Here is an 11,500-nt window from a genome sequence, read left to right as displayed (position 1 = left end):
CTACAGCGGAGAACAACTCATGACTCAACTGCTTCGGATCGACGCCAGCGCCCGCCAGGAGCGCTCCCTGACCCGGCAAATGACAGATGCCTTTGTCGCCCAATGGATGTACCGCGAGCCAGGCGCCCGTGTGACCGGGCGGGATGTGGGTCAGGCGCCGCCGCCTGCGGTGAGCGAGGCCTGGATTGCCGCCGCCTTCGCCGGTGAGGACCGCAGTGCAGCCCAGCGTGAGGTGCTGACCTTATCCGATGAGTTGATTGACGAGGTTGAAGCGGCAGACCTTATACTGATTGGCGCGCCCATGTATAACTACGGCATGCCCGCGGCGCTCAAGGCCTGGTTTGACCAGATTGTCCGCATTGACCGGACCTTCAGCTTCGACCTCGCTCGAGGGGACAAGCCCCTGGAGCCGTTGCTCTCAGGCAAGCAGGTCGTGGTATTGGCTTCCTGGGGTGAGTTCGGTTTTGAGCCCGGTGGCCAGAATGCGGCGCACAATCACCTGTTGCCGCATCTTCGCACCTGCTCGCGTTACCTCGGCGCCGAGAGCTTTGATTCCATCGCCATCGAGTATCAGGAGTTCGGCGATGAACGTCACGCCGCTTCAAGGCGTGAGGCCTTCAGCGAGATCCCCGCGCTGGTGGAGCGCCTGCAGGGTGCTTCCTCCGAGGCAGCCTGAATCAGGCTGGATCCGCGATAATGCTGGTCACTGCTCCTGCTGTTGGGCGAGGTCCCCCGGACCTTGGCCCGGGCGGGGCAGCCTGGTGATGGCGCAGCTAGTTGCAACGCAGCTGATAGCAATAGTTTCGATTGCTGAGCGCGGGATGCCCCCGCTACAGGCAATGGACTCCTGATTCACGGACGTGCGCGCAACGCAGCATTTTCGGCTTCCAGCTCGGCCAGGCGATCCTGCAGCGGGCGCAGCCGCTCCGCGACCTCCGCTTCGCTTAAACGGGGCGTAATGTGCTGCGGGCAGTTCCAGTCGAAGCTCTCGAGTCGGAGCACGATAATCCGTTCGGGTCTCGCCCGGTAGTCGGGCACGACGACCTCGGCAGTGAGCGTCGGATCGGCGTCCAGCGGGATCAGTTCCATCCTTGCGTAGATCTTGAGTCGCGCCCTCCCAGGGTAATCCACAAGGAACAGGCAGGCCCGGTTGTTTGCGGTGGCATTGCCCGCGCTGATGTACTGGCGGTTGCCTCGGAAGTCGGCGAAGGCGAGCGTGCGCTCGTCGATACACCTGAGGAAGCCGGGCGGTCCGCCGCGGTGCTGGACGTACGGCCAGCCGGTTTCCGACACGGTGGCGAGGTAGAAGCTGTCGCGCGCGGCGATGAAAGCTGCCTCGCGGTCGGTGAAACGATCGGTAGCGCGGTGCGCGGTGTGCTTCCGCCAAAGTTCCTCGCTGCCCATCTCGGCCTGTACCGCGCGCACGCTCGGAGTGATCGCGATAGCCAGAAATCCCGTGGACATATCCGTGCTCCTGTCGTCGCTGTGGGTGGGATAGCGCGGGGCCGGGAGGTAGTCCCGGCCCCGCGAGGCTCAGGCGGCGTCGGCTGCGAGGACGACGGGAAAATCGATCTCGGTGCGAGCGACCTCGTTGAGGTAATTGGTGAAGGTGTTCTCGGCGACCAGCGCGACGATCTCGACGATCTGCGCATCGCTGAAGCCGGCGTTGCGCACGGCATCAATGGCGTCATCGGCGACGTGGCCACGGTCGCGCGCGACCGTTGCCGCGAACTGCACCGCGGCGTCCGCCCTGGTGTCCGCCGAGTGGCCGCGCCGGTTGAGCGCGATCTCTTCCGCACCCAGCTTCGCGAGGTTCAGCCCGAGATAGGTGTGCGCCGACAGGCAGTAGTCGCAACCATTGACCTGCGCCACGGCCAGCGCGATGCGCTCGCGCGTCTTGACGTCGAGCGCCTGGCTGAGCGCGCCCTGCAGGCCGGTAAAGGCGGTGAGGGCAGCCGGGCTGTTGGCGATCAGGCGGAACAGGTTGGGCACCGTGCCGAGCTGTTTCTCGACCGCGTCGAGCGTGGCGCGAGTGGCTTCGGGGGCGTTCTCGATGGTGGGGATGTTGAGGCGTGTCATGGCTTTCTCCATTGCTTGTCGGGTCGGCATGACCCGGTAGAGACCATGATGTCGCTAGCCGGAAATAAAGAGAATACGCTACAATCAAGAACGTCCTTTCCAGAAAATGGAAGAATCGATGGACCGGTTCGAAGCCATGGCGATGCTCGTGACGGTCACCGAGGAGGGCAGCCTGTCGGCCGCTGCCCGCCGCCTGCACGTGCCTCTGGCCACGCTCAGCCGCAAGGTTTCCGATCTTGAGAAGCTCCTCGGCGCGCGCCTGCTGATCCGGACCACCCGCAAGCTTACCCTGACGGATGTCGGCGCCGCCTACGTGGCCGCCGCGCGCCGCATCCTGGAGGACGTCGAGCACGCCGAGCGCGAAGCGGCCGGCGAGTACACCACCCCTCGCGGCGAACTCACGCTCACCGCGCCGGTCATGTTCGGCCGTCTGCACGTACTTCCGCTGGTGGCTCAGTTCCTGGCGACCTGGCCGGCCATCAACGTCCGACTGTCCTTCACCGATCGCAACGTCGACATCGTCGAGGACCACGTCGACCTTGCCGTCCGCATCAGCCAATTGCCCGACAGCACCATGATCGCGACGCAGGTGGGGGAGATGCGCACGGTGACCTGTGCGAGCCCTGCGCTGCTCGCGGAGCACGGCAGTCCGGAACGACCGGACGACCTGCGGCGCCTGCCCTGCGTTACCGTAGATGCCCCGATCCTGTCGCCCTCGTGGCGCTACCGGGTGCCGGGCGGCTCCGCGGTCATCGAGGTACCGGTGGCATCGCGCCTGTCGTTGTCGAGTACCGAGGCTGTCGCCGAGGCAGCCATCCAGGGTGTTGGTGTCGCGCGCCTGCTTCACTACCAGGCCGCCCGGGGACTCGCAAACGGTGCGCTGCAGACCGTACTCGAAGACTACGAGCCGGGACTTCAGCCCGTTCACCTGGTACATGTATCGCGCGGCCAGATGCCGCTCAAGATGCGCTGCTTCCTCGACTTCGCGGTGCCGCGCCTCCGGGAGGCGCTGAAGACGGCCGGTGGTCACCAGAGCCCATAAGTATGTAGCGACCGGCCAATTGCTCTGCCTCCGCCATGCGGTCCCTTGCCGCGGCTTCAGTTCTTTGCCTGTCTCACCAAACGCAAAAGGGGCGACCCTGTCGGGCCACCCCTTATTCGTTTGGTGGAGGCGGCGGGAGTTGAACCCGCGTCCGCCAGTACTCCGCCTTCGGCTCTACATGCTTAGGTTCCGTCTATTGCTTTAGCCTTCCACAGCCCGACGGGCAGGACGTGGTCGGCGAGCCCCGCTAATGTTTAGCAGCCTGACCCGGGGCGAGCCCGGCTGCGATCCAGTTCTCTATGACAGTCAGTAGCGCGGTACTGGCACCTTGCTAAAGACCGCTGGGGCCGAAGCCACCAGATGAGGGTCACGATGGACCGCTTACGCGGCCAGCGCTACCTCGTAGTTGTCGTCGTTGGCAACTATTGGTTTGCAGCTTTGGATTTACGTGATTGGCTGCCCTCACGGCATGCACCTCAGGGTTCGTTACTGCCGTCGAATCCGTATCGCCCCCAGGTTCCGGCGCAAGCATAACACATCGGCCATGCCCCGCCGTCATCAGCTTCGACCGGCGGTAGCACCACGAGTTCCCCGGCAGGCCCGACGGCAGCGGTGGCCGAGGGTCCGCCGGGCACTGCATAATGTCGCCTCGATCCTGTCTTCCGGAGCCCTCGGTGAGCGAGAAGCTCGAACACATGGCCTTCCTCAGCCTGCTGGTGGCGGTCACGCTGCTCTTCGGCCTGCTGCTGTGGCCGTTCCTGGCGCCGATGCTCTGGGCCGCGATCATCGCGGTGCTGTTTCACCCGGTGCAGGTCTGGCTGTCCCGGCGCTGGGGCGAGCGGCCGAACACGATCGCCCTGGTCACGCTGCTGGCCTGTGTCGTGCTGGTCGTACTGCCGGTACTCTTCCTGCTGATCTCCTTCCTGCAGCAGGGGTTGGCGCTGTTCGAGAAGATCGAGGCGGGCCAGCTCCAGCCCGGCGTCTACCTCGAAAAGATCCGCGCGGCCTTCCCGGGTGTCCAGGCGCTCCTGGAGCGCCTGGATATCGACATGACCACCGCGCGGGAGAATGCGGCGCAGGCGGCGGTGACCGCGAGCCAGTTCCTGGCACGCAACGCGCTCGCCTTCGGCCAGGGGGCCTTCGGTTTCATGCTGCAGCTGGCGCTCATGCTCTACGTCGCCTTCTTCCTGCTCCGCGACGGCCGGGCCCTGGTCGAGAAGCTCATCCATGCGCTGCCCCTCGGCGACGAGCGCGAACGGCACCTGTTCCAGAAGTTTGCCGAGGTGGCCCGCGCCACCGTGAAGGGCAACCTGCTGGTGGCGATCGTCCAGGGGACGCTGGGCGGGCTGATTTTCTGGATCCTCGGCCTGCCCGGCCCGCTCCTCTGGGGGGTGGTGATGACCGTGCTCTCCCTGATCCCGGTCGTCGGCGCCGGGGTGGTCTGGTTGCCCGCCGCGCTCTACCTGTACGCGATTGGCGAACTCGTCTCGGCGACGGTGCTCATTGCCTACGGCGTGCTGGTCATCGGCCTTGCCGACAACATCCTGCGGCCGATCCTGGTCGGCCGGGACACCAAGCTCCCGGACTGGATGGTCCTCCTGTCCACTCTCGGCGGCATTTCGCTGGTCGGCATCAACGGCTTTGTCATCGGCCCGCTCATTGCCGTGCTGTTCCTGGCCTTCTGGCAGATTTTCAGTGACGAGTTCAATCCCGGCACGCGCATCGAGGCCGCCCCTGACGAGACGTCCGTCGGGGAGTAGGCAGGCACGGCAAGGGTGCCGGGCCGGCCCCTGCGGCAGGATGAGTCCGTGCTGCGATGAATGGCTCTTGACCGCGCGGCCCTGCTGGCCAACGCTTCCCGTACAACCATAACAAGCGAGGGGGGACGGTCATGGATCCGAGCGTCATCAATCTGCCCGCCGTGGTCGTCGCGGCACTGGTCGGCTTCGTCATCGGCGGCGCATGGTACGCGCCCGCGCTCTTCGGCGCTGCCTGGCAGCGCGCGGCCGGTCTCGACGATGCCACGGTCGCCGGCGGCAACAAGGCGATGATCTTCGGGCTCGCCTTCCTGTTCCTGCTGGTCATGGCCTTCTGCCTGGCCATGTTTCTCGCGGCGCCCGGGGTAACCCTGGCCTCCGGTGCCCTGTACGGCTTCCTCACGGGCTTCGGCTGGTTGTTCTTCGCTATCGGCGTGGTCGCGCTCTTCGAGCGTCGTCCCTGGGCCTACCTGCTGGTCAACGGCGGTTACTGGGTCGTGACCATGACCGCCATGGGCGCCATCCTTGGCGCCTGGAAATAGGCGGGCTGCCGCGGTTCAGGAGGTCGGATCGCGGCTCTCCTCGTCCTCGGCAGCGTCCGCGTCGGTCGTGCGCTCCTCGACCGCATAGCTGCCGGTCTCCGGGTAGGGTTCCGGTTCTTCGAGCGGCTCCTGCGGTGCCGGGCGCTCGACCACGCGGCGCTTGCCCTTGGCCGCCTGCGCGAGTTCGCGCAGGCCGTCCGGGTCGAAGGCATCCACGCGAAGCACGTCGTAGAGGGCGGTCAGCGCCGCCAGCAGCGGTTCGCGCTCCTCCTCTTTCACGATGCCTTCGCCCACAGCCCAGTTCACCAGCTCCGCGCGCTGGTGGCCCATGAGCAGGGCGATGCCGTCGAGCTCGTCCTCGTCGCGCTTGCGGATCGCGGCGTGCAGCCGGTCGCGGATGTGCGCCGTTTCCCGGGCGAGGCGATAGGCGTTCAGCACGCGGCCCAGCGAGTCGTCGGGATTCTCGTTGCGGTAGCAGCCGGCGGCGAGGGTATCGCGCAGCGGTGTGTCCTCGACGATGGCAGCGGCTACGGTGCGGCCAAGGGTATCGTCGGGGCCCGAGAGGCGCGTGTGCCCCGGCGGGAACACCAGCCAGCGCAGCGGGCGGCGCAGGGCGGGCACGGGGAAGTTGTCCACGGCGCCGCGCAGCGCGTCCTGCAGGTCCGCCAGGTTGCGCTGCAGGCACCATTCCACCAGCGGCTTCTGCTCCGGCGGGTAGCCCTGGTCGTGCCAGAACTTGATCACCGCCGAGGCGTAGTAGAGGGCCACCAGGCTGTCGGCCATGCGCCCGGACAGGCGCTGTCGCGCCTTCAGGCCGCCGCCGACGGAAAGCAGGGTGACGTCGGTGAGCAGGGCGAAGGCCGCCGAGAAGCGTGCCAGCTGGCGATAGTAGCGCTCGAGGTCCGCCTTGAAGGGCACGCGTTCGAGCCTGCCGCCGGCGTAGCCCAGGAGCAGGGCGCGCAGGCCGTTGCGGACGGTGTGCCCCATGTGTCGATAGAAGACCCCGTCGAAGGCCCGGGCCCCGCGCACGCTGTCGCTGCCCCTCGCGGCCTCGATTTCCCGGGTGATGTAAGGGTGGCAGCGGATCGCCCCCTGGCCGAAGACCATGAGGCTGCGGGTCAGGATGTTGGCTCCCTCCACGGTGATCGCGATGGGCACGGCCTGGTAGGCGCGTGCGAGGAAGTTCCGCGGCCCGGTGATGACGCCGCGGCCGGCGACCACGTCCATGGCGTGGTTGATGGCCCGGCGCATGAGGTCCGTGTTGCGATACTTGAGCAGCGCAGAGGGCACGGAGGGACGCACGCCGCGGTCGAGCATGCCGACGGTGAGCAGCCGCGCCGCGTTCATCTGGTAGGCGTGGCCCGCCAGCGGTTCCAGCGCTTCCTGAACGCCCTCGAACTCGCTGATGGAGCGGCCGAACTGCTCTCGGGTGTAGGCGTAGGCGCCGGTGGCGAGGCTCGCGAGCTTGCCGGCGCCGGTGCCGAGGGCCGGCAGGGAGATGGAGCGGCCGATGGACAGGCACTCGAGAAGCATGGTCCAGCCCTTGCCGATGCCCTCGCGGCCGCCGATGACCTGCTCCAGGGGGATGAAGACATCGTTGCCCCAGGTGGGCCCGTTCATGAACACCGTATTCATGGGCAGGTGGCGCGCGCCGGCGTGCACACCGTCGAGGTCCCGGGGCACCAGCACACAGGTCACGCCCACGACCTCGTCGCCGCCGAGGAGCCGGTCCGGGTCGTAGACCTTGATGGCGAGGCCGATCAGCGTCGCCACCGGCGCCAGGGTGATATAGCGCTTGTTCCAGGTGACGCTGAGGCCGAGCACCTCCTCGCCCTGCCACTGGCCGCGGCAGACGATGCCCTTGTCCGGGATGGCGCCGGCGTCGGAGCCGGCGACCGGCGAGGTGAGGGCGAAGCAGGGGATTTCCTCACCCCGTGCCAGGCGCGGCAGGTAATGGTCTTTCTGCTCGTCGGTGCCGTACTCGAGGAGCAGTTCGCCCGGGCCGAGGGAGTTCGGCACCATCACGGTGACGGCGGCGGAGACGCTGCGCGTGGACAGCTTCATCACCGTTTCCGAGTGGGCCGTGTGCGAGAAACCCTTGCCGCCGTAGGCTTCGGGAATCATCAGCCCGAGGAAGCCGTCCGCCTTGATCCGCTCCCAAACCGGCGCGGGCAGGTCGAAGTCCTCGTGGACCATGGCCCAGTCGTCGAGCATGGCGCAGAGCTCCTCCACCGGACCGTCGACGAAGGCCTGTTCATCCTCGCTCAGCTGCGCGGGCCGCGCGTTGAGCAGCTTGTCCCAGTCCGGGCTGCCGGAGAAGAGCTCGCCGTCCCAGTCCACGGAGCCGGATTCCAGCGCCTGCGCCTCGGTGTCCGAGAGCTTCGGCAGCATGCTGCGGATGCGGCCCAGCAGCGGGCGGCTGAGGAACCGCTCGCGCAGCGGGTTGGGCTGCATGAGCAGGAGCGCGACGCCGATGAGAACCGCGGCGAGGACCAGCGTGAAGGTGCCGATACCGTCCAGCAGCACGCCGAGACCGGTGGCGACGACGATCGCGATGCGGGCCTGGTTGGCGTCCGTGGCGCGGTAAATGAGAACGAGAGCAGTGATGAGAAAGAGCAACAGGGTCATGGTGGCGCTCCTCGGAAAATGGCCTTAATAACCGTAGTCGAAGCCGGGCCATTTTCCAGCGCTCCCCGGGTGGAGGATTTGGCATCTGCGCCCCCGCTCGTTAGGGTGGGTGGTTCAGTCACACCCTGGAGGACTCATGTCCGATGACAAGAAGAGCCTGAACCCCGAGAACTACAACCCCGAAAAAGGCTATGTCGCCCTGCTGGGCTGGAGCCTGAATGCCATCGAGGCAGCGGAGCAGTTCGATCGCCGCTACGTCGTGGTCGCCCCGGACTGGGCCGAGGAGTACTGCCAGACCCACGACATCCCCTACCTGCCCTGGAATTTCGAACGCCTGAACGACCGCTCCGTGGAAATCGCCCAGACCCTCAAGGACATGGGTGTCGACGTGGCCATCCCCCTGTTCGAGGAAACGGTGGAGTGGGCCGGTGCGATCAACTCCGTGCTCCTGGACAAGCCGCGGCTGTTCGGCCAGGCCATGCTGCTGCGCGACAAGGCCCTGATGAAGCGGCGCGCCCAGCTCGGCGGTATCCGCGTCGGCATCTTCGAGGAAGCCCACGACAAGGACGACGTTATCCGCTTCCTGAAGCGCGTGAACCAGACGCTGCTCAAGCTCGACGGCGACCCGAACGACCCGATTCACCTCAAGGCCTTCGACAAGGCGGGCTGCCTCGGCCACCGCGTGATCCGCACCCCGGACGAAGTGGATACGATCCCGGAGGAAGAGTTCCCCGTGCTCATGGAGTCGCACCTCGACGGCTGGGAGTTCGCGGTGGAGGCGTGGATCCACGACGGCAAGATCGCCTTTCTCAACATCTCGGAGTACGTGACCCTCGGTTACTCGGTGTTCGTGCCCGCCACGCCGGACCTCGAGCAGTACCGCGACCAGATCCGCCAGCAGATCGAGCTGCTAATCAAGACCTTCGACATCGACTTCGGCTTCTTGCACCCGGAATACTTCGTGACCAGCGACGGCACCATGTACTTCGGCGAGGTCGCCTACCGGCCGCCGGGCTTCAAGGTCTTCGAACTGCTCGAGCGGGCCTACGGCTTCAATGCCTACCAGGGCCTGATCCTCGCCTTCGATCCGAAGGCGACGGCCGAGGAGATCGCTGCTTTCTTCCCCAAGGAGGTGGTCGACGCGAAGACCTACGCCGGCTGCTTCGGTGTCTATCCGCGCCGCCGCGTGGTCAGCCGGCTGGAGATGCCCCCGGAAACGGAGGATCATCCCTACTTCGAGTCGCACGAGCTCACGCCGCCCATGGAGGAGACCGTGACCAAGCGCACGGCGTTCGGCACGCACTGGGGGCTCGTTTACTTCCAGGGCGAGGACCCCTACAAGCTGCGCGACCTGCTCAAGGCGCAGGAAGAGTTGGATTTCTATGTGTGAGCACGCGGGTCGGCGCCGGCCCGGCGAGGCAGCCGATGGTTGAAAACAGCAGCCTTGTAGACGAGACGGCGCAGCGGCTGGCACTTCGGGCAGAGCGCCTGGACGGCGCGCTGGAGGCACTGCGTGGCGCCAGCCGGGTGACCCATGGCGCGAAGGTTCCCCGGGCCCTCGACGCCGCCCGGCAGATCCTGGCCGAGGAGGGGGGGCTCGAGCTCCTCCATGAGCGCATAGCGGCGCTCGTGGAGGCGGGTATCTTCCGCGGCTCGGACTGGGATCAGCCGGACCGGCTCGTACCGGCCCTCGCCCGCCAGGCGCTCACCAGCCCCGATGCCGCAACGGTAGTGATCGAGGTGCTCAGCGAGCTCCGCTTCCTGGCGATTGCCGAGGGCAGCTACACGCAACTGCCGCTGACGCCGGCGGCGGCCCACAGCCACCTCGTGCGGGTCGTCGCGCTGAGCCTGTCGATCCTGTTCGGGATCGCCGGCGAGGCGGAGCGGCAGCAGGGCGAGCGCCTGGCGGCGATCGCGCGGCGATCGCTCGCCTTCATCGTCGAACGCCTCGGTTTCGAGCAGGTGATCGACCAGCTCATCGCGGAGATCTGGCGGATCCTCGAGCAGCGGCCCATCCGGGTGGAGCCGGTGCGGGAGATGATCACGCAGATCGCCCGCTGCTTGCAGGACCCGGCTATTGATCTCGGCGGCAGCGGCCGCGGCGCCGAGCGGCTCGTGAGCAGCCTCTACGGGCCGACCCGCGCCTGTAGCGAGGACCCGGGTGTCGCCGGCTACGCGGAGCGGCTGGCGGCCATGGACGCCGTCGCCCTGCAGGGGGAGGTCCGCGGGCTCGCGCGCTCCATGCATGACACCGGGCTCGTCTCGCCCTACCACGCGGTTGCGGTGCGGCACCTCCTGGACAGCAACCAGGGCTCGCTGCTGCCGGATGTGCTGGGCCTGTCGAGCACGGGCCGCGACTGCCTGCTCTGCTACCAGGGGCTGGTTCACGCGCTGGTGGAGGCGGCTATCCACCCGCAGAGCTGCCAGGCGCTCTACGGCCTGGCCCTGCTGCTGGAGCGGGGCATCCTGTACCAGCCGCCGGTCGCGCCGGCGCTCTGGCGCCAGCTCCGCCTGGTGCTCGCGCCTGCGGCGCGGGAGCGACTCCTGCAGACCTACGGCGACACGCCGGCGCCGGAGCAGCAGCTCCTCGCCGGGGTGCTCGCCGTGCTCGGCCAGCCGCTCGGCATCGGCCAGGGCAATAACCCGACCTGCCAGTCGGCCCGGGCCCTGTCCATGTGGTCCTACGCCGAGCCGGACTACCTGCTGCAGCTGGTGGCCTGGGCAGCGCGGGACGACGAGATCATCATGCATTTCGAGGGCGACGCGATTTCCTCCCGGGGCGGCGGCACCGTGCTCTCGCCGCTCCTCGGCTTCGACCTGGACCCGGTATCGCTGCTGGTGGTCCCCCACCTGGACCACATCTACGCGCAGATGATGCAGCGCTGCGTCGGCCGCGCGGAGGACCCGCACCGCTGGGTGAACCCGGAGTTCCATGGCTGGTGGGCCGGCCGCGGCTTTCGCATCAACGTGGACGTGGCCACGGGCAAGCTGGCGGCCCTCGAGGACTTCCTGCGCCACTTCTTCGCCTGCTACCACCCCTACTACAACGGCAACCAGCCGCTCATTCACCCGCAGCCGGCGGGCATCGCGGTAACCGACAGCGCCGCGCGTTTCATCGGCTGGCACGCGATCACGATCCTCCGCGTCGCCCTGGACCAGGAGGAGGAGATGCGCGTGTACTTCTTCAACCCGAACAACGACGGTGGCCAGGACTGGGGCGAGGGGGTGGTGGTCAGTACTGCCGGCCACGGCGAGCGCTACGGGGAGTCCTCGCTGCCCTTTGCCGAGTTTGCCTCGCGCCTGTACATCTTCCACTTCGACCCGCTGGAGCCTGGCGCCCCGGAGACGGTGGAGGAGAGCGTAGTGGCCGGCTGTGCGGAGCGGGTGCGGGGAAGCTGGGCGGCGGACCGGATCCCGGAGCTCGCCGCCCAGGCCGTCCCCCCGCCCTGAGC

The 11,500-nt window shown here is 67.4% G+C and carries 9 protein-coding genes and 1 other RNA gene; 6 read left to right on the top strand and 4 right to left on the bottom strand.

Going from position 1 to position 11,500, the window contains the following annotated elements; translation table 11 throughout:
- Positions 1-19: 19 nt before the first annotated feature.
- Positions 20-676 (top strand): FMN-dependent NADH-azoreductase, encoded by a 657-nt coding sequence (locus RKE50_RS17660; RefSeq protein ID WP_350038729.1) that lies wholly within the window; start codon positions 20-22, stop codon positions 674-676.
- 176 nt (positions 677-852) lie between these two features.
- Here the strand turns inward: RKE50_RS17660 and RKE50_RS17655 are convergent, their stop codons facing one another.
- Together RKE50_RS17655 and RKE50_RS17650 are read right to left on the bottom strand one after the other, a co-directional pair.
- The gene (locus RKE50_RS17655) at positions 853-1,464 is read right to left on the bottom strand and encodes a pyridoxamine 5'-phosphate oxidase family protein (RefSeq protein WP_350038728.1); all 612 of its coding nucleotides are present in this window, start codon (positions 1,462-1,464) and stop codon (positions 853-855) included.
- A gap of 69 nt (positions 1,465-1,533) precedes the next feature.
- Positions 1,534-2,079, bottom strand: a complete 546-nt coding sequence (locus RKE50_RS17650) for a carboxymuconolactone decarboxylase family protein (protein ID WP_350038726.1) — start codon at positions 2,077-2,079, stop codon at positions 1,534-1,536.
- Positions 2,080-2,197: 118 nt separating this feature from the next.
- On the opposite strand from RKE50_RS17650, the gene RKE50_RS17645 reads away from it, so the two are divergent.
- Positions 2,198-3,121, top strand: a complete 924-nt coding sequence (locus RKE50_RS17645) for a LysR family transcriptional regulator (protein WP_350038724.1) — start codon at positions 2,198-2,200, stop codon at positions 3,119-3,121.
- A gap of 121 nt (positions 3,122-3,242) precedes the next feature.
- Here RKE50_RS17645 and ssrA read toward each other — a convergent pair.
- Positions 3,243-3,635, bottom strand: a transfer-messenger RNA (tmRNA) gene (gene ssrA / locus RKE50_RS17640).
- Between the two features lie 160 nt (positions 3,636-3,795).
- On the opposite strand from ssrA, the gene RKE50_RS17635 reads away from it, so the two are divergent.
- Both RKE50_RS17635 and RKE50_RS17630 read left to right on the top strand, forming a co-directional pair.
- Entirely contained in the window at positions 3,796-4,881 is a 1,086-nt protein-coding gene (locus RKE50_RS17635; RefSeq protein WP_350038722.1) for an AI-2E family transporter, read from the top strand.
- Positions 4,882-5,012: 131 nt separating this feature from the next.
- Entirely contained in the window at positions 5,013-5,420 is a 408-nt protein-coding gene (locus tag RKE50_RS17630) for a DUF1761 domain-containing protein (RefSeq protein ID WP_350038720.1), read from the top strand.
- A 15-nt stretch (positions 5,421-5,435) separates the two neighbouring features.
- On the opposite strand, the gene RKE50_RS17625 is transcribed toward RKE50_RS17630, so the two are convergent.
- Positions 5,436-8,048 (bottom strand): acyl-CoA dehydrogenase, encoded by a 2,613-nt coding sequence (locus RKE50_RS17625; RefSeq protein ID WP_350038718.1) that lies wholly within the window; start codon positions 8,046-8,048, stop codon positions 5,436-5,438.
- A 136-nt stretch (positions 8,049-8,184) separates the two neighbouring features.
- Between RKE50_RS17625 and RKE50_RS17620 the strand changes: the two genes are divergently transcribed.
- Both RKE50_RS17620 and RKE50_RS17615 read left to right on the top strand, forming a co-directional pair.
- Entirely contained in the window at positions 8,185-9,438 is a 1,254-nt protein-coding gene (locus RKE50_RS17620; RefSeq protein ID WP_350038716.1) for an ATP-grasp domain-containing protein, read from the top strand.
- 35 nt (positions 9,439-9,473) lie between these two features.
- On the top strand, positions 9,474-11,498 hold the full coding sequence (locus RKE50_RS17615) for a hypothetical protein (RefSeq protein WP_350038714.1): 2,025 nt from the start codon (positions 9,474-9,476) through the stop codon (positions 11,496-11,498).
- The last annotated feature ends 2 nt before the right edge of the window (positions 11,499-11,500 follow it).

The organism is Pseudohaliea sp. (assembly GCF_040217025.1).
GTDB lineage: Bacteria > Pseudomonadota > Gammaproteobacteria > Pseudomonadales > Halieaceae > Pseudohaliea.
Note: the sequence above shows the minus strand (reverse complement) of the source record. Positions and strands in the feature narration are given on the sequence as shown.

Excerpts from the sequence above, each read along its gene's own strand:
- RKE50_RS17615 (WP_350038714.1), top strand. The coding sequence starts at position 9,474 with ATGGTTGAAAACAGCAGCCTTGTAGACGAGACGGCGCAGCGGCTGGCA.
- RKE50_RS17625 (WP_350038718.1), bottom strand. The coding sequence starts at position 8,048 with ATGACCCTGTTGCTCTTTCTCATCACTGCTCTCGTTCTCATTTACCGC.
- RKE50_RS17645 (WP_350038724.1), top strand. The coding sequence starts at position 2,198 with ATGGACCGGTTCGAAGCCATGGCGATGCTCGTGACGGTCACCGAGGAG.
- RKE50_RS17620 (WP_350038716.1), top strand. The coding sequence starts at position 8,185 with ATGTCCGATGACAAGAAGAGCCTGAACCCCGAGAACTACAACCCCGAA.
- RKE50_RS17655 (WP_350038728.1), bottom strand. The coding sequence starts at position 1,464 with ATGTCCACGGGATTTCTGGCTATCGCGATCACTCCGAGCGTGCGCGCG.
- RKE50_RS17630 (WP_350038720.1), top strand. The coding sequence starts at position 5,013 with ATGGATCCGAGCGTCATCAATCTGCCCGCCGTGGTCGTCGCGGCACTG.
- RKE50_RS17660 (WP_350038729.1), top strand. The coding sequence starts at position 20 with ATGACTCAACTGCTTCGGATCGACGCCAGCGCCCGCCAGGAGCGCTCC.
- RKE50_RS17650 (WP_350038726.1), bottom strand. The coding sequence starts at position 2,079 with ATGACACGCCTCAACATCCCCACCATCGAGAACGCCCCCGAAGCCACT.